General features: G+C 68.1%; 18 protein-coding genes. 10 read left to right on the top strand and 8 right to left on the bottom strand.

All coding sequences use genetic code 11. The annotated features are described in order from the left end of the window. Positions 1-12 precede the first annotated feature (12 nt). Positions 13-2,445 (top strand): glycoside hydrolase family 65 protein, encoded by a 2,433-nt coding sequence (locus KZJ41_RS02935; RefSeq protein WP_006942004.1) that lies wholly within the window; start codon positions 13-15, stop codon positions 2,443-2,445. 84 nt (positions 2,446-2,529) lie between these two features. On the opposite strand, the gene KZJ41_RS02930 is transcribed toward KZJ41_RS02935, so the two are convergent. Together KZJ41_RS02930 and KZJ41_RS02925 are read right to left on the bottom strand one after the other, a co-directional pair. Further along, positions 2,530-3,039, bottom strand: a complete 510-nt coding sequence (locus KZJ41_RS02930; protein ID WP_006942006.1) for an O-acetyl-ADP-ribose deacetylase — start codon at positions 3,037-3,039, stop codon at positions 2,530-2,532. Beyond that, entirely contained in the window at positions 3,036-4,034 is a 999-nt protein-coding gene (locus KZJ41_RS02925; protein ID WP_006942008.1) for an ADP-ribosylglycohydrolase family protein, read from the bottom strand. Before KZJ41_RS02925 ends, KZJ41_RS02930 begins: the two co-directional genes overlap by 4 nt. Before the next feature lie 76 nt (positions 4,035-4,110). On the opposite strand from KZJ41_RS02925, the gene KZJ41_RS02920 reads away from it, so the two are divergent. Further along, the gene (locus KZJ41_RS02920) at positions 4,111-4,791 is read left to right on the top strand and encodes an NUDIX domain-containing protein (protein WP_043802267.1); all 681 of its coding nucleotides are present in this window, start codon (positions 4,111-4,113) and stop codon (positions 4,789-4,791) included. Positions 4,792-4,809: 18 nt separating this feature from the next. Here KZJ41_RS02920 and KZJ41_RS02915 read toward each other — a convergent pair whose 3' ends face one another. The 3 genes from KZJ41_RS02915 to KZJ41_RS02905 all read right to left on the bottom strand — a co-directional run bounded on the left by KZJ41_RS02915 (position 4,810) and on the right by KZJ41_RS02905 (position 7,219). Next, positions 4,810-5,217: a hypothetical protein gene (locus KZJ41_RS02915; RefSeq protein ID WP_251550149.1), complete on the bottom strand. Its 408-nt coding sequence runs from the start codon at positions 5,215-5,217 to the stop codon at positions 4,810-4,812. Positions 5,218-5,297: 80 nt separating this feature from the next. After that, the gene (locus tag KZJ41_RS02910; protein WP_251550148.1) at positions 5,298-5,846 is read right to left on the bottom strand and encodes a GNAT family N-acetyltransferase; all 549 of its coding nucleotides are present in this window, start codon (positions 5,844-5,846) and stop codon (positions 5,298-5,300) included. A 131-nt stretch (positions 5,847-5,977) separates the two neighbouring features. Beyond that, the gene (locus KZJ41_RS02905) at positions 5,978-7,219 is read right to left on the bottom strand and encodes an oxygenase MpaB family protein (protein ID WP_029547175.1); all 1,242 of its coding nucleotides are present in this window, start codon (positions 7,217-7,219) and stop codon (positions 5,978-5,980) included. An 80-nt stretch (positions 7,220-7,299) separates the two neighbouring features. Between KZJ41_RS02905 and KZJ41_RS02900 the strand changes: the two genes are divergently transcribed. From KZJ41_RS02900 to KZJ41_RS02890, 3 genes are all read left to right on the top strand, one after another. Continuing rightward, positions 7,300-7,899, top strand: coding sequence for a TetR/AcrR family transcriptional regulator (locus KZJ41_RS02900; RefSeq protein ID WP_251550146.1), 600 nt, complete (start codon positions 7,300-7,302; stop codon positions 7,897-7,899). A 602-nt stretch (positions 7,900-8,501) separates the two neighbouring features. Beyond that, a complete protein-coding gene (locus tag KZJ41_RS02895) occupies positions 8,502-8,717 on the top strand; it encodes a hypothetical protein (protein WP_006942019.1) in 216 nt (71 codons plus the stop codon). Positions 8,718-8,776: 59 nt separating this feature from the next. After that, positions 8,777-9,826: a nitroreductase/quinone reductase family protein gene (locus KZJ41_RS02890; RefSeq protein ID WP_006942020.1), complete on the top strand. Its 1,050-nt coding sequence runs from the start codon at positions 8,777-8,779 to the stop codon at positions 9,824-9,826. Positions 9,827-9,941: 115 nt separating this feature from the next. Here KZJ41_RS02890 and KZJ41_RS02885 read toward each other — a convergent pair whose 3' ends face one another. Together KZJ41_RS02885 and KZJ41_RS02880 are read right to left on the bottom strand one after the other, a co-directional pair. Next, positions 9,942-10,607 carry a GAP family protein gene (locus tag KZJ41_RS02885; protein ID WP_251550144.1) on the bottom strand — a complete coding sequence of 222 codons (666 nt, stop codon included), beginning with the start codon at positions 10,605-10,607 and terminating at the stop codon, positions 9,942-9,944. A 266-nt stretch (positions 10,608-10,873) separates the two neighbouring features. Further along, positions 10,874-11,869: a LacI family DNA-binding transcriptional regulator gene (locus KZJ41_RS02880; RefSeq protein WP_251550142.1), complete on the bottom strand. Its 996-nt coding sequence runs from the start codon at positions 11,867-11,869 to the stop codon at positions 10,874-10,876. Between the two features lie 316 nt (positions 11,870-12,185). Between KZJ41_RS02880 and KZJ41_RS02875 the strand changes: the two genes are divergently transcribed. The 5 genes from KZJ41_RS02875 to KZJ41_RS02855 all read left to right on the top strand — a co-directional run bounded on the left by KZJ41_RS02875 (position 12,186) and on the right by KZJ41_RS02855 (position 17,005). Beyond that, on the top strand, positions 12,186-12,722 hold the full coding sequence (locus tag KZJ41_RS02875; RefSeq protein ID WP_006942026.1) for a 2,4'-dihydroxyacetophenone dioxygenase family protein: 537 nt from the start codon (positions 12,186-12,188) through the stop codon (positions 12,720-12,722). A 132-nt stretch (positions 12,723-12,854) separates the two neighbouring features. Beyond that, complete coding sequence (locus tag KZJ41_RS02870; protein ID WP_251550140.1) at positions 12,855-13,859, top strand: alcohol dehydrogenase catalytic domain-containing protein; 1,005 nt, start codon at positions 12,855-12,857, stop codon at positions 13,857-13,859. Positions 13,860-13,897: 38 nt separating this feature from the next. Further along, positions 13,898-15,259, top strand: a complete 1,362-nt coding sequence (locus tag KZJ41_RS02865) for an MFS transporter (protein ID WP_006942028.1) — start codon at positions 13,898-13,900, stop codon at positions 15,257-15,259. Between the two features lie 90 nt (positions 15,260-15,349). Continuing rightward, entirely contained in the window at positions 15,350-16,138 is a 789-nt protein-coding gene (locus KZJ41_RS02860; RefSeq protein ID WP_251550138.1) for an SDR family oxidoreductase, read from the top strand. A 27-nt stretch (positions 16,139-16,165) separates the two neighbouring features. Further along, positions 16,166-17,005 (top strand): CoA ester lyase, encoded by an 840-nt coding sequence (locus KZJ41_RS02855; RefSeq protein WP_251550136.1) that lies wholly within the window; start codon positions 16,166-16,168, stop codon positions 17,003-17,005. A 57-nt stretch (positions 17,006-17,062) separates the two neighbouring features. Here KZJ41_RS02855 and KZJ41_RS02850 read toward each other — a convergent pair whose 3' ends face one another. After that, complete coding sequence (locus KZJ41_RS02850) at positions 17,063-17,236, bottom strand: hypothetical protein (RefSeq protein ID WP_006942037.1); 174 nt, start codon at positions 17,234-17,236, stop codon at positions 17,063-17,065. Positions 17,237-17,296: the final 60 nt, after the last annotated feature.

Below are 17,296 nucleotides of genomic sequence, written 5' to 3'. Positions count from 1 at the left end.
GGAGGGAACGTCGTGCAGGAGCCGAAGTTCGAGCTCGACTACGACCGGTTCGACAGCGCGTCGGAGGGACTGCGGGAGGCGCTGACCTCCACCGGGAACGGCTACTTCTGCACGCGCGGCACCGCCGAGTGGGAGGACATGAGCCCCATCCACTATCCCGGCACCTATGTGCACGGGATCTACAACCGCGAGACCACGATCATGGGCGGACGCCCGGTACTCAACGAGGACCTGGTCAACGTGTCCAACTGGCTCGTCCTCAAGCTGCGCATCGAGGGCCAGGACGCGGTCCGGCTCGACAACGTCGACGTGCTGTCCTACCGGCACACCTACGACATCCGGCTCGCCACGGTGATGCGCGAGCTGCGGTTCCGGGACCGCTTCGGGCGGGAGACGACGCTGCGGAGCCGCCGCTTCGTGAGCATGGCCCACAGCCACCAGGCCGGGATCGAGTGGACGCTCGTCCCGGAGAACTGGTCGGGGCAGATCGAGGTGGTCTCCGCGCTGGACGGTCGCGTCACGAACCAGATCGTCGCCCGCTACCGGCAGCTCGAAGGCCGTCATCTGGATCCGGTGTCCCCGCGCACGTTCGGCACCGAGACGATCGCCCTGCGGGTGCAGACCCGCCAGTCCGACATCTACGTCGCCGAGGCCGCACGCACCCGGGTCTTCCGCGGGGAAGGTTACGACGACGGACCCGTGGAGGTGGACCGCTCGCTGTACCAGATGGAGGACTACATCCAGCAGGTGCTCTGCTTCGATGTCGAGGAGGGCCGGCCGACACGCGTGGAGAAGATGGTCTCGTTGTTCACCTCCCGGGACAATGCGATCACCGAGGCGCTGGCCGCGTCCGGCCGGCACGTGCTGCGGTACCCCGACTTCGCCGCCGCGTACGCCGAGCACGAGGCGGCGTGGGACGAGCTGTGGGACATCTGCGACGTCCGGCTGCCCAGCGAGCCGCGCGCCCACCTGCTGCTGCGGCTCCACGTGGCGCACGTGCTGCAGGTCTGTTCCCGGCACACGGCGCGGCACGACGTCGGGGTGCCGGCGCGGGGCCTCAACGGGGAGGCCTACCGGGGGCACGTGTTCTGGGACGAGATGTACATCTACCCCTTCCTGAACCTGCGGATGCCGGAGGTGACCCGGAGCCTGCTGCTCTACCGGTACCGACGGTTGTCGGAGGCCCAGGCCGCGGCCGAGGAGGCCGGATACCGCGGTGCGATGTTCCCCTGGCAGAGCGGCAGCGACGGCACCGAGGAGACCCAGGCCGTCCATCTCAATCCCCTTTCCGGACAGTGGGATCCAGACCTCAGCCGCAATCAACGGCACGTCAACGCGGCGATCTTCTACAACGTGTGGCGTTTCCTGCAGGCGACCGACGACACGGAGTTCCTGGCCGACTACGGCGCCGAGCTCATGCTCGAGATCGCCCGATTCTGGGCGTCGACCGCCCACTTCAACCCCGAGCGCGAACGCTACGAGATCCACGGTGTGATGGGGCCGGACGAGTTCCACGAGCGCCATCCCGGGGCGTCCGAGGACGGACTGCGCAACAACGCCTACACCAACGTCATGGTGGCCTGGATCATGGCGACGGTGCCGTCGGTGCTCGACTCGCTCTCGGCCAGCCGCCGCAGCGCCCTGCTCGCCCAGCTCGCGGTGACCGACGAGGAGCTGCACACGTGGGACGACATGAGCCGGCGGATGTTCGTGCCCTTCCACGAGGGGGTCATCAGCCAGTTCGAGGGCTACGACGAGCTCGAGGAGCTCGATTGGGAGCACTACCGTGCCGCCTACCCCAACATCCAGCGGCTCGATCGCATCCTCCGGGCGGAGGGCGAGGATCCGAACCGGTTCAAGATGGCCAAGCAGGCCGACACGGTGATGCTGTTCTTCCTGTTCGACGACGACGAGTTGCACGCGACGTTCGAGCGGCTGGGTTATCCGTACGACCAGGAATTGGCCCGGCGCACCATCGAGTACTACGACCAACGGACCTCGCACGGGTCGACGCTCAGCCACGTCACGTTCGCCGGCGTGCTCGCCGACATCCACCCGCCCAGTTCGTGGGAGCGCTTCATGGTGGCTCTCGAGAGCGACGTCAGTGACATCCAGGGCGGAACCACCAAGGAAGGCATCCACATGGGGGTCATGTCCGGCACGCTGGACCTGCTCCAGAGCAGCTTCGTCGGGGCCCGGGTCTACAAGGGCGTGCTGCTGTTCCGGCCCCGGCTGGTGGACCGGCTCGACGGCGTGTCCTTCTCGATCCGGTTCCGGGGCACGCCACTGCGGGTGCGCATCGTCGGCAACGAGTTGACGGTGCTCGCTCAGCCCGAAGGGTTCCACGGCCCCGTCCGGGTGGGTCTCGACGGCCAGGTGTGCGAACTCGGGGCCGGGGAGAGTTGTGTGTTCACCCTGCCGTCGCAGGAACCGTCGATGTCCTGAGCGCCGCAGGATCGCCGCGGCCGAATGTCACACGCATTCGATCCAATTGAACGCGTGTGACATTCGGCCGCCGGCTCCAGCGCCTTACGCCAGGGTGCGGCGCATCAGTTCGGCGACGCTCCGGTCGTACGCGACGAGCGTGACGATCTCGACCGCGGTCCGGGCGGCGGTGAGGGCGGTGACCGCCTGCCGGATCGCGTCTTCCTTCGGCCAGCCGTAGGCACCGGCGGAGATCAACGGGAACGCGACGGTCCGGGCACCGAGGGTGTCGGCGACGGCAAGGCTGCGGGTGTACGCCGACCGCAGCAGGTGCGAGCGGTCCTCGTGAGGCGAGTAGACCGGCCCGACGGTGTGGATCACCCAGCGCGCCGGGAGCTTTCCTGCGGTGGTGGCCACCGCCGCGCCCACGTCCAGACCGTTGGGCAGCGTCGTCGCGCGCAGGGCCTTGCAGGCGGCGAGGATCTCCGGACCGCCGGCGTGATGGATGGCGCCGTCGACGCCGCCGCCGCCGAGGAGGGAGGACTTGGCGGCGTTGACGATCGCGTCGACGCGCTGGGTGGTGATGTCGCCGTGGACGACGTCGATCAGGGTCACGATTGCTCCTGGAGTTCGGTGGGGTGAGCGGAGACGGCGGCGCGGCGGTCGTATCCCTTCCGCGCGGCGTCCGTGGCCAGGTGGTTCAGGTCGTGCGCGGTGTGCCCGGGCCAGCCGTGCAGGATGCGCCGCCACCGATCGGGGACCGCCGAGGCTCCCCAGCGGGCGCCGAGCAGTCCGCCCGCGATGGCGGCGGTGGTGTCGGTGTCACCGCCGGCGCGGACCGCGGCCTCGAGGGCACGCTGCAGGTGCCCGGCGTCGGAATCGTCGGTGGTGCTGATCGCCCACCACGCGGTCTGCAGGGCGTGGACGGTCCATCCGTTGTTCGCGAAGTCGCCGGGCGTGCCGTGCTCGGCCCGGTCGAGCAGCGGAGCCCAGTAACCGGCGACGTCGGCGGGACAGACCTGCAGGTAGCCGCGGACACCGTCGAAGGTGCCGTGCAGGACGGCGTGGCGGATCGCATACGTCCACAGCCGGCAGGCCTGAACCGCCTGCGGGTCGTCGTGGGTCAGCAGCGCCACCTCCCCGGCGGCGGCGACGGCAGCGTCCGCGTCGCCCGAGCCGAGATAGGACAGGGCGACCGGGGCGGTCCGCATCAGGGCGCCGTTGCCGCCCTTGCGACCGGTCAGCGCGCGGGCGCGGGCCTGCATCGCCGCGGCGCCGGCGGGGCGATGCGAGAGCACGGCGCGGGTCTGGTTGCCGATGTCCTTCGGGCCGGAGTCGAACCACCGCACGAACTGCGCGGCCACCGCGTCGAGACCTGCTGCGCCGCCGAGGTCGACGCCGGTGGCCGCGACCTCGGCGACGGCGACGGCCATCGCGGTGTCGTCGGTCCACTCCCCCGGTTCCCAGCCGAACACGCCCCCGCCGATCATGTCGATCACCGCGTCGGCGGTGGGATGAGTGAACTCGTAGCCGGCACCGAGGGCGTCCCCTGCCGCCGTCGCGAGAAGCACCCCCACCGCCCGGTCACACTGCTGCGCCGTCAACGCCATTTCCCGCTCCCTCCGCCGACCATTTCGATCAAATCTGCGCTATCAATTTAGATCAAAATCACGCTAAAGTGCAACCGTGAGCGACTGGACGGACGGGGCGGGCCGGAAGCTGGCCGAGTACCCGCACCCCTCGACCGCGGTGGACATCGCCGTGTTGACCTACTCCGACGGCGAACTGCGAGTGCTGGTGGTCGAGCACAGTCTCGGAGACCTGGCCCTGCCCGGCACCTTCCTCCACGAACGCGAACGCGCCGCCGACGCCGCCCGACGTGCACTGCGTGACAAGACGAGCCTCACCGGCATCCGGTTCCATCAGATCGGCGTGTTCGACGCTCCCGACCGGGACCCGCGCGGATGGGTGATCTCGATCGCCCACGCCGCGGCGTTGCCTCGCAAGGACCTTCCGGGCGACGCCCACCTCGTGTGCGTGCGCGACGGAAAGGCCGAGCAGCCGTTGGCCTTCGACCATGCCGAGATGGTGGCGGCGGCCGTCGCGGATCTGCGAACCCGCTACGCGCAGCGCGTGGATCCCGACGGACTGCTCGGCGACGAGTTCACCGTCCTCGAGCTGCGGCGGTTGTACGAGGTGATATTCGGCGTTCCGCTGCAGAAGGATTCGTTCCGCCGCCACGTGGTCGACGCTCTCGTCAGCACCGGGCGCATGTCGAGTCCGGGCGCCGGCCGGCCGGCGGAACTGTTCCGCCGCAAGGACGGCGCGCGGTTGCCGGCTCAGGCAGCGGTGTTGTTCACCGGCTGATATGTCCGCGGTGCGGATTCAGAGGATCGGGTAGACGAAGTGTCCCGGCCCACCGCCCGGCAGACTCGAACCCGTGACGTTCGGCAGATTGGCCGGCAGCCGGATCAGCTTGTGCGGCTGTCCGTTCTGATCGGCCTGCCAGCAGTCGGTGGTCACGCCGTGGAATCCGACGCAGACGATCCGGGTGCCGGTGCCGAACGGTGACGTGAGCCGATTCCGGTTCACCAGCGGATTCCAGTAGTCGAGGTCCGCCGGGATGAGGAAGTCCTTGGTCTCGAACGGCACCATCGGTGTCGGATAGGACGGAATCTCGGGCCACTCGTCCTGGGCCGCTGCCGGACCGGACGCACCGAGGACGGCCGCGGCCGTCAGCAGCAGCGTGGCTCCCGCGCGCCGGGCATGGCGGCCGATACGGTTGCTCGTCATCTCGCCTCCTCGCGGAACTCGTCCGACCATGGAAGCACGTCGCCGCCGCCCGCGCCGGGCGCCACGCGGAGACGGACCGGTCAGCCGAGCCGCTTGTGGTAGACGACGACGTCGCACGGGACCGCGAGCAGCGGGACCAGTTCGGGGTACATGACCTCGGGCCCGTCCGTCCGCACCGGCACGTACCCCATTCGCGGATACCACTGCGACAGGAACACCTTCGACGGGTGCTCGAAGTCTCTCGGCTGGATGACCTCGAGCTGCATGATCTCGCTCCCGAGCCGTGCCGCGTGGGCCTCGGCGAACCGCACGAGGGCACGGCCGATGCCGGCGCCCCGCACCTCCGGATCGGCAGCGAGCATCCCGAACTCGGCGACGCGGGCGTCGAGCTGCACCACCTTCACGCAGCCCACGATCCGGTCGCCGAGCGAGGCGACGAAGAGCCGGCCGGCACCGGCCAATTCGGCGATCTCGCTCGCCGAGGTCCGGGTGGCTCCCTCCGGCCACATGTCTTCCTCAGCGACCGCATAGACGGCATTGACGAGGTCGGCGACCACCTTCGCCGTGTCGTCACTGCCGTCGGACGGGCGCACAAGGGGCCCGATGCTCAGCTCTCCGGAGTCCGTCAACGTCTTTCACCCGCTCCACTCGACGACCGCCGCCCGCAGCTGCTGGAGACCGGCGGTCCGGCTTGCCGGGACAAGCCTAGCGACCGGGACGACGCGACCGATCCGGCCCCCGGTGGGCGGCCGGGAAAAGCTCAGCCGGGCAGCGCGCCGACGGCGGGCCTCGACGCCCCGAACTTCGAGGCGAGTTCGCGCCGTGCGGCCCGGTCGCCGAGCCGCTCGAGGAACCGCCTCCCGGTGCGCGTGCGTGCGACCACTGTGGAGAAGACGACGTTCTTGACCACCACCGGCGGAACCGCCCATGCCGGGGTGACGGGCAGACCCAGCTCCCGCAGGCTCTGCGTGCCGAGGAAGTACCGGAGCATGCTCAGCAGGCGCTGCCGCTCGTACCGGCCGCGCACGTCGCCGAACCGGCCGTAGTCGAGGGTGCGCTGGCCCTCCACGAGGGCCCCGGACAGCGCGGCCCCCGCGGGCGTGACGTCGTCCTGCACCAACAGCACGTGGTAGTTGAACACGTGCTGCTCGCGTTCGGTGTCGAACAGCCAGTCCTCGTCGATGCCCATGAGCCATCCGACGTATTTCCACAGGTGCATCACCGCCCGGGACTCCTCACGGGTGACGAAGTAGCCGAGCGCCCGCATGCCGAGCAGCAGCGTGCCGTTGAACAGCCCCAGGGTTGCCGCCTGGTCGGTCTGGTTGATCGGCAGCCCCCAGCGTTCGATGTCCCATCGACCGTTGGTCTCGAACTGGTGGTTGATCAGCGCGTGCATGGCGCGCACGTGCACGGTGAGCTTGAATCCCTCACCGTCCCGGCGCATCCCACCGGGCTCGCCGACCGCCGTACCCCACTTCTGGGTTTCGCCGAGGCGTCGCATCGCGGTCGAACCGGTCAGGCCCCCGGTCTCGACCAGCAGATCCGGCGGCCCACCGAACCGGTAACCGCCGATGAGCGACAGCTGGAGCAGCACGTCGATGCGGCTGCGGCCCATCCGGCGGAAGGCCCGGGCACCCTTCTCCACCAGGCCGAAGTCCACCCATTCGGGGACGTGATCGACCACGGCGAAGAACCGTCGCAGTGCGTCCGGCGCGTCCGGCACCGCGTCGATGCCGTGCTCGAGCGCCCGCTGGAACTGCGCCATGGTCACCCGCTCGGCGTCCGTCCGGGGGCGGCGCATCGCGCGCACCAGGTCCGCGCCCACCTCGTCGCGGGCGACCATCCGGCGGCCGATCCGGTCGAGCAGTTCCTCGTCGACGGCACCGATCCGCGCGTAGGCGCGCAGAGGACGCCCGATGCGCTCGTTTCTGGGTCGGATGCCGGCGTATCGGTGCGGGTAACGCACCGCCGGCGAGTCCTGTCGAATCTCCTGTGCCACCATGGGCCGATGCTTACACGAGCAAATACTCGCGTTCAATTCGCATCCGGACGGTGCCGGTGAGGCCGGCGGAGCAGGGCCGAATGCGCCGGGTACCGCAGCAGCGCCGCTCGCAGGAGATGGTCGAACGCATCGTCGCCGCCGGCCGGGAGGTCCTGCTCACCGACGGATACGAGAGCGCCTCCACCAATCGGATCGCCGCCGCGGCGGGCATCAGCCCCGGATCGCTGTACCAGTACTTCCCCGGCAAGGACGCCATCGTGGCCGAAGTCGTCGACCGCTGGACCGAGGAGGTGCAAGCTCGCATTTCGCACGTGTTCACCGGTGCGCTCGACGCCCCCACCTGGACCGAATCGGTGCGAACCAACATGCGGGTGCTGCTCGAGGCTCTCGGCGAGAACCCCCGCCTGCTGCGCGTGCTCATCGAGCAACTCCCCCGCACGCCGGACAGCCGGCTGGTCGCGTTCGAACACCGCATCGACGCGCTGCTGGCCATGTGGCTGCGCTTCAATCCCGGCCGGCGCCCGATCGAGCATCCCGAGGCCATCGCGTGGATGCTCGTCCGGACCGTCGAGAACGTCGCGGTCGGCTACGTGCTCGATCAGCCGCCCATCGAGCCGGACGTCATCGCGGACCAGCTGACGGCCATGATCACCGCCTATCTCAAGGAAATGCTGGACTGACACTCGACACCTCGCCCGCTTGTCGTCGACCGATCAGGCAGCTGAATGAAACCGGACCGAGTTCGATGCGGTTCGATGTCCCTCGGGGTCAACACAGGAATCGTGCCCGGACCGGCGAAGTCGAGGTCGGATACGTGCAGGACACCGGTAGTCCCGTCGCGACGACGCCGGAATGTTCCGATCGGCGCCATGGCCACCAAGCCGAGGAGCTGCACGTGTCGGTGAGCACACTCGAGCGGTGGGTCGCCGGCTATCAGTCGGCAGGTGTTGCCGGCTCGGCCGATAGCCGCATCCACAGTCGGTATGCCGTTGATGTGGATCCACCGCGGGACGCGGCGTGCGTGCGGGTGCTGGACCGACATGTCGCCGCGTCCACGCCGGCGCGCCGGTCACGGCTGCCACCTCGGGGCGTGCGACTCCGATGGTCGAGGACCGCAAGCTGCGCCTCGCCGGCGAACAGTACCGATTCGGAGGATATGAACCCGCGACCACACCGCTGCGCCCCAGTAGTTCGCTGAGTTCTTCTGCGAACTACTGGAGTTGCCGGCCGTATCATTCGAGGTAGTTTCCCAAGCATCCGAGAAGGTCGACAGGAGAGCACCATGGCGACCATCACCGGGGAGATCCTCATCCACCGGCCGGTTGAGGAAGTGTTCGACGTCGTCATAGACAAGCGCAACGAACCTGCCTACACCCCGCGGATGCTACGTGCGAACAAGCTCATCGATGGGCTGATCGGTGTCGGCACCCGCTTCCGCTGCACAGTGACGTCCCCGTCGCAGCCGCCGGTACCCGGGATGCCGAAGGCATCGTGGTGACCGGTGAGCAATCGGCCCCGCGGCCGCACCCCGCGCCCGCCCCGACGACCGCGTCAGCGATGCTGATCGATGAGTTCCTACCGCACTACGACTACTCCATCGCACACGCCGACATCGTCCGCGCCCACCCCCGATCGTGCTACCGCGCCGCGCGTCAGCTCGACCTGTTCCAGGCCCCGCTGATCCGGACGCTCATCGGTCTGCGCGCCCTCCCCCAACGCCTCATCGCGCACCGGACCGGCCCGGGAGTAGCTGCCGCCGCTGCACCGACCTTCCGGCTCACGGACATGACCGACCATGGCTGGGTTCTGCTCGCAGAAGCACCGAATCTCGAGATGGTCCTCGGCCAGATCGGTCGCCCGTGGGCGGCTGCCGACGCCTCGTCCGGTCCGAACGTCAGCCCGGATGGCTTCGCCACCTTCGAAGAGCCGGGCTTTGCCAAGATCGTGCTCAACCTCAGAGTCGCCCCATACGGCGCCGAGTCGTCGATTCTCACAGTAGAAACGCGCGTCGCCGTGACCGATGCGGAGAGCAGACGGCGGTTCGGCCGCTATTGGACCGTCGTCGGTCCCTTCAGCGGCCTGATCCGCCGGAGCGCCTTACGGCTGCTCGCCACCGAGCTGCGCAACTCCGATTCGAACGACCACACGAACAGTGCTGCCCGGCGCGTCGAACGGCTCGAGACACGCATCGAACACGTCGTCGACACCCGTTCGGTCGGGATCGGGGCATGGCTCATCCGACGGACCCGGGGCCGGATCGTGCGTCCGTGGCACCGCCGAGCGCTCATCCTCACCACCCGTGGGCGACGCTCCGGCCTGCCGCGCACGGTACTACTGCAGTACTTCCCGGACGGCCCAGACCTGATAGTCGTCGCAGCGAACAGCGGGCTGCCAACCCATCCGGGCTGGTATTTCAACCTCAAAGCCGACCCCCAGGCCCAGGTCGAGGTCGACGGCGAGACGAAACAGGTTCGCGCCGAAGAGCTGACACCCCAGCAGGCAGCCGCGTTCTGGCCGCGGATACTGCAGACCGCCCCCGACTATGCCAGGTATCTTCGCCGCACCGATCGCGTACTTCCGCTCCTGCGTCTCATCCAAACCGTCTAGCGCAAACCCGTAACTCGCCACCGTGGAGACCACCACCGCAGTGCAGAATTGCCGACGTCGTTGCATCGATCCGGCGGCAACAAGCCTGCCGACGACGGAGCTTCAGGGCAGGCGTCTACAGCCCGGCGATCCCGTTGCCGATCAGAAGCACGCCCAGAATCAGCAGGACCGCCGCCATGATCGCCGCGTGGTGCCGGGTCATCCACTCATCGGCCACGGCGAGCGCGCGATCAGCGCGGTCGGTGAACACGCCCCGAACCACGGCCGGGGCGGCCACGCCCAGGCTCGCCACGACCGTGAAGACAACCAGCGCCACGACCTGCTCGAGTACCCGCGCAGTCGCGTCCGCGATGACCGCTGCGCCCGCCGCGACCAGGGCGAGGTTCTTCGGATTCGCCGCCGCAAACAGAAACCCCAGACGCAGAGCCCGTCGAGCGGTCATGGTCTGTGCGGCCGCCATCCACCCTGGCACGGTGGACTCCTCTCCGGCCTGCGGCCGCGGCCGCCACTTCCGGACAGCCATCAGGACCAGCACGATCCCGAGCGCGAGTTTCACAGCACCGGCCCACCAGGTGGGCTCGTCGGCCAGCATGATCACATCCGCCACCGCGAGCACCACGGCGCCCACGACGAGCAGGCCCGCAACCCAGCCACCGACGAAGGCGTACGACACGCTCACCGGCCGCTTGGTGACCAGGAGCACCGACAGCATCACCATCGGCATCGCGGCCAGCAGCAGGCCGACCGCAATCGGTAGGGACTGCCCGATCGCGCCTGTCACGAGTCACTCCTCGGAGTACCGATCATCGACGAAGGGTAGTCGCCTCAGCCATCCGGTGGGGACGGCACAGGCACGCGATCTTCTCCGGTCCCTGTGGAAAGGGGGTTGTGCGCAGGTGCAGCCACCATGCCCGTACCGGGACGGATGCCCTTCCAACGACGTATCGAGCACGCCTCGCCCTCGTTCGGCCATGCCTGCGCATCGGTTCGCCCATTCGGCGGTGCGCAGCGCTCAACCGGATCGCTACGACGCTCCGGTTGAGCGAACTATCCGCGGCGGGCGGTCGTTTCCCGTACCTGAATGCTGTAGGGCAGTAGTTCGTTTCGTGGGGGACTCTCGTCGCCGGTGATCCGTTGGATGAGCATGCGGGCGGCTCGTTGCCCCATCAGGTCCCGCGGCACCGTCACGGTGCTCAGCTGCAACGGGCCTGCGCTCGAGAAACTCATGTCGTCGAAACCGGTCAAGGCCACATCCTCGGGTACGCGCTTGCCGATTTCTCGGCAGACGTCGAGAACGCCGAGGGCGATCAGGTCGTTGCCGCAGACGATCGCATCGGTTTCGGGGCGTTCGGCGAACAGCGCCCGTGCGCGCAGCGCCCCGGAGGCGCGGGTGAGTTCGCCCCACAGGTCTGGTTCGTTGATCGCCTGCAGGCCTGCTTTGGTGAGGGCGTCGCGGTATCCCGCCATGCGGTTGACGGACACACTGGACGTGTCGGGACCGCCGAGGATCGCGACTTTGCGTCGGCCGGTGGCGACGGCGTGGGAAGCCATTTCGAACGAGGCGGAATAGTCGTCGATGCCGACCCAGTCGGAGGGCTCGTCCTCGACCTTGCGATAGAGCTGCACCACGGGGATGTTCTCGTGCCGGAGCTTGTCGAGGAGCGGCTTGTCGTCGGCGACGAGCGAGGTGAAGATCAGGCCGCTGCAGTTTCGATCGACCTGGGCCAGTGCGACATCGGCCTGGCGGGAGCCATCCACGCCGACATGGGAGACGAACACCTCGTAGCCTTCTTCGGCGGCGGCAGCGACCACACCGCCGGCGACCTCGGTGTAGAAGGGGTTGGCGATGTCGGCGAGGAGCAGTCCGATGGCTTTCGTGGTACCGGCGCGAAGCTCCCGGGCGATTCTGCTGGGCCGAAATCCCATTTCTTCGGCGATGGCGAGGATCCGTTGACGTCGCTCCTCGCTCACCCCCGGCGCCCCACTGAGCGCGTAGGAGACTGCTGCCGAGGACACCCCTGCCCGACGAGCGACATCGCTCATCGTCACTCGGCGAGGACGCCCTCCGCGGGGACGGTCCCCGCTCTGGGGGTGGGAGACATCAGCCATACCGAAAGCTTAGTCGGTTAAGCACTCGGCACAGGCCGGGACTTCCTGCCACGGCGTGCGCCCAGGTCCGACTGATTCGGTTAATCAGATTGACTTACCGGCATGGCGGACTCGAGTCGCCCCATACGAACGCGACGCCGCCCGCATATGACCAGGTGGACGCGTAATACCTCCCTGACATCTTTGGGGCTTGTGCGCTGGAACACAGGGCTGTACCGTAACTTATGCGATTAAGCGAAAGGAGAGCATCATGAGTTCCACCGTTGAGATGAGGGACGAGGCCGCGGTCGCGTACACGGGGCCCAAGCCGTATGGCATGAGTGACGACCTGATCGTTCCGGGTGCCCTGGACCTCGACTGCGACGAACGGCTGTGGGTCCCCCAGTCCCAGGACGTCGAGTTCCGCCCGCTGGTGCTGTCGGCGAGCCAGGGCTACTTCGTGAACATCCTGCGAGTACGCCGCTCGGGAATCCTGTCCCGCCACCGGCACGCCGGCGCGGTGCACGCGTTCACCCTGCGCGGCCGTTGGCACTACCTCGAATACGACTGGTGGGCCGAAGAGGGCACCTACGCCTTCGAGCCGCCCGGCGACATCCACACCCTCGAGGTCCCCGAAGACGTGACCGAGATGGCCACCCTGTTCCACGTGAGCGGCGCCTACATCTACGTCGACGTCGACGGCAACACCGTCGGCATCGAGGACGTCTTCAGCAAGATCGACAAGGCCCGCGCCCACTACGAGACGGTCGGTCTCGGCGCCGACTACGTCGACCGCTTCATCCGCTGACGCCGCTCCGGCGGACACCGCCCGGCCTGGTGCAACCACACCGAGTGCTCTACGCACGCGGGGGCGGTGTCCGCCGGCATTTCACCCTCTTTCAGCCCTGAGCCCGCCCGCGGGCGAAAGTACAGGTTCCCCATGCGAGCTCTCACCAAGAAAAGTGCCACCCCCTGCGACGTCCGCGTGCAGAATTTACCCAAGCCCGAACCGGGCCCGGGACAGGTGCGGGTTCGCACCGAGGCCTGCGGCCTGTGCGGCAGCGACGTGCACGCCTGGCGTCACGACACCGGCTATGAATGGATCCACCCCCCGGTAGTGCTCGGACACGAGGCGGTCGGATGCGTCGAAGCTCTCGGTGATGGTGTCGACCCGAACTGGCTCGGCAAGCGAGTGGTGCCCGTGGCGATCGACGGCTGTGGGGTATGCACGCTGTGCGAGCGCGGCTTCCGCCAGATCTGTCCCCAACGCACTGTCCTCGGGCTGTCCTTCGACGGCGCCGCCGCCGAATCGTTCGTCGTCTCCGAGGTCCGCCTGGTCGAGGTGGACCGCGACCTGCCGGCGTCGACACTGGCCCTGACCGAACCACTCTCGGTCGCCTGCCGCGCTGTAGCGCACATCGAGAACGCCGGCGAGGGCCCCACCCAGGTGGTGGTCTCCGGACCCGGACCGATCGGCACGATGGCTGCTCTCGTCCTCGCCCAGCGAGGCCACGATGTCGTACTTTCAGGAGTCGACAACGACGAGAACGGGCGATTGCCGCTCGCCCGTTCCCTCGGTCTGCGCACCGTGATCGCCGGACGGGACGAGCTGCCGTTCACCCCTACCGCCTGGGTCGACGCCTCCGGTTCGACCGCGGCACTCGACGCCGCCATCGCTGCCGTCCTCCCCGGCAGCCCCATCTCCGTCGTCGGCCTGTTCGCCCGCACCGGAACGGTCGACTTCAACGCCGTCACCCGCAAGGAGATTCGCCTGCAAGGCAGCTACGGATCGACCAAGGTCGACTACCGGGCCGCTGCCACCGCCATGGCCGTCGACCCGACACCGTGGCCGCAGCTGGTGACCGAGATTCCCCTCACTGACGCGGCTTCGGCACTCGAACGTGCCGCGGCCGGCCACGACATGAAGGTCGTGCTCGTCCCATGACCACACCGGACCCCACCCCTGTCCCGAAAGGCCACGCCATGTCCAGTTCCGATGTCGCTGTCGAACCAGCTACTCACGCGGCCGGGCGCACGTCGATCGTCAAGGTCGCCTTCGCCAGCATGATCGGCACAGCCGTCGAATGGTACGACTTCTTCCTCTACGGCTCCGCCGCCGCGCTCGTCTTCGGGCCCCTGTTCTTCCCCGACAGCGAACCTGCCACGGCCACCCTGCTCGCGTTCGCGACCTTCGCGGTGGGATTCTTCGCCCGACCGCTCGGCGGCATCGTCTTCGGTCACTACGGCGACAAACTCGGCCGCAAGAAGATGCTGGTCGTCAGCCTGCTCATGATGGGCGCCGCGACCTTCGCCATCGGATTGCTGCCGACCTTCGCGAGCATCGGCATCGCCGCGCCGATGCTGCTCATCGGCTGCCGGCTACTGCAGGGCTTCGCCGTCGGAGGCGAATGGGGCGGAGCAGTGCTCATGGCCGCCGAACACGGCGACAACGATCGTCGCGGATTCTGGACCTCGTGGACCCAGGCCGGCGTTCCTCTCGGAAACCTCCTCTCCGCGGTGGTTCTCTGGGTGCTGGCGTTGGTCCAGAGCGACGAAACCTTCGATTCCTGGGGATGGCGAGTTCCCTTCCTGCTCAGTGCAGTACTGGTCCTGATCGGTCTCTGGATCCGTCTGAGCATCGAGGAATCCCCCGTCTTCGCCGAAAACAAGAGGGCCCTCGAAAACCACAAGAGCGAACACGCCCCCATCATCGAAGTCCTGCGCAAGTACCCGCGCGAGGTGCTCATCGCCATGGGACTGAGACTGGTGGAGAACACCTCGTACTACATCTTCACCGTCGTGGTGATGACCTACATGGTCACCTACCTGGATATGCCCAAGAGTGCCGCGATCGCCGGTGTGCTCATCGCCTCCGTCGCCCAGTTCTTCCTCACGCCGCTCATCGGCGCCCTGTCCGACCGAGTCGGCCGTCGACCCCTCTACTTCACCGGCGCACTCGGCGCCGGCATATGGGGATTCGTGTTCTTCCCCCTCATCGACACCGGCAACCAGACCATCATCGCGGCGGCCATCTTCATCGGCCTGATCTTCACCACACTGATGTACGCGCCACAGGCGGCGATGTTCTCCGAGTTGTTCGGCACCAGCGTCCGATACAGCGGCGCCTCCCTCGGCTACCAACTCGCCTCGGTGTTCGCCGGCGGTCTGGCCCCCGTCATCGCAGTCTCACTGCTGGGAACCGTCGAGGAGAAGAACACGATCGCGGTCAGCATCTACCTCGCCATCCTGGCCGTGATCACCATCATCGCCGTGATCGCCGCGAAGGAAACCGCCCGCACCTCCCTCGTCCACGACCGGGTCCTCGACGAGGCCACCCGGAACTGACAACGCCGCCGGGCCGGTGTGCGGCGCTCACCCGCACACCGGCCCGGCCAAAAGGTCTCGTCTCCCGATCCGAGCAGAAAGAGCTCTCGCATGAACGCACCCGTCCACACCCCGGTCCTGGACCTGTTCCGACTCGACGGCAACGCGGCCATCGTGACCGGGGCATCGCGCGGTTTAGGCCGCGCGCTCGCCATCGCACTCGCGGAGGCCGGAGCCGACATCGTCGCCGTCGACATCGGGGAACTCGATCAGGTCGCCAAGGAAGTGCGCGCCCGGGGAGTCCGCTGCGCGACCCGCACCGCCGACCTCAGCGGCCTGACCCCCGAATCGGCGGCAGAACTCTTCTCCTGGGCCAAGACCGAGTTCCCGCACCCGACGATCCTGGTCAACAACGCCGGCATCATCCGCCGTGGTCCCGCGACCGAAACCACACCCTCGGACTGGTCGGCGGTGCTCGACCTCAACCTCACTACCCCCTTCCTACTCGCCCAGGCCTTCGCGAGGTCCGCCCTCGACGACAACGCCGCCGCCAGCATCATCAACATCGCATCGGTCAACTCGTTCCAGGGCGGGATGGAGGTCCCGTCCTACGCCGCCTCCAAACACGGAATCCTCGGCTTGACGCGCGCTTTGGCAAACGAGTGGGCGGCCCACCACATCCGCGTCAACGCGATCGCCCCGGGCTACATGGAAACCGAATTCACCGCCGCCCACCGCGACGACCCCACCCGGGCCGAGAACATGCTGCGTCGCATCCCCACCGGCACCTGGGGACGGCCGGAAGACCTCGCCGGCGCGGTCGTCTTCCTCGCCTCGGCCGCGTCCGCCTACGTCACCGGCACCGCCCTGTCCGTCGACGGTGGATGGCTGTCCCGATAACAACAGCGACTACCTGGAGGACCGCCCATGGCACCGATGCCCCCGGACCATCCCGTCGTCCCCGCCACCGATGCCCGATCGTGGTTGCTCGTATCCGCAGCCCACAGCCGGCATCTCGGTGACACGTGCACCGGAGCGGCGGACGCCGTCATCTACGACCTCGAAGACGGTGTCGTCCCCTCCGCGAGACCCGCGGCACGAGAAGCCCTCTACCTGTGGCTCACTCGCGGCGGCACCGGCTGGGTCCGAATCAACCCCGCCGGAAGCGAGGACTGGAACCACGACCTCGACGCACTCGATGGAGCACCCGGACTGCTGGGCGTGATGCTCGCCAAATGCGAATCGGCAGAACAGGTCACCGAGACCTTCATACGATTACCTGCCGGCACCCCCGTCCTGGCACTCGTCGAGTCGGCACTCGGCATCGAACGCGCCTACGACATCGCTTCCGCAGAACCAACTTTCCGGCTCGCCTTCGGTAGCGGCGACTTCCGCCGCGACACCGGGGCAGCCGATCTAGCACCGGCCCTGTCCTACGCGCGGGGACGACTGGTGGTAGCGAGCCGAGCAGCGGGACTGCCCGGCCCCATCGACGGCCCCACACTCACCACTGCCGAGGACGCGCTCACCGACGCGCTCGCCGTGTCCCGCACCATGGGTTTGTCGGGCAAGCTGTGCATGCGCCCCGAGCAGGCCCCCGTCATCAACCGCGCCCTGAGCCCTACCCCGACCGACATCGACTGGGCCCGCGACGTCATCGACCAACTCGGCGCGGACGGCACCCGTGTCAGAGACGGTAGCGACATCCCCCGGCTGGCCCGAGCCCGAGCGATCCACCGCCTCGCCTCCGTCTTCGCTCGATCGTGAGGATAATGGGACAGGCGTGACGAGAACCCAGTCGGCAGCACTCAGCGGCGGTGGGTGTCATGACAACGGAGACAGCACCCAGTACCGGCGGACGAGTTCGGGATGGCGAGCTCGCAGATGCAGACCGCACCACAGCGCGCAGTCGTCGGCGATCCACGGCCAGGCATTCCGGTCCCACTCGGCCGGTTCGGCGACCGCGTCCGCGACCGTGTTGTCCGCGCGTCGGTCCAAGGATCACGGTGGGATCGTCCCAGCGTCCCGTTCGAGGCGCGGAGGAGGATGCGACGAGCA

The sequence above is a fragment of the Rhodococcus sp. 11-3 genome, assembly GCF_023704055.1.
In the GTDB taxonomy this organism is placed as follows: Bacteria; Actinomycetota; Actinomycetes; order Mycobacteriales; family Mycobacteriaceae; genus Rhodococcus; species Rhodococcus aetherivorans.
Note: the sequence above shows the minus strand (reverse complement) of the source record. Positions and strands in the feature narration are given on the sequence as shown.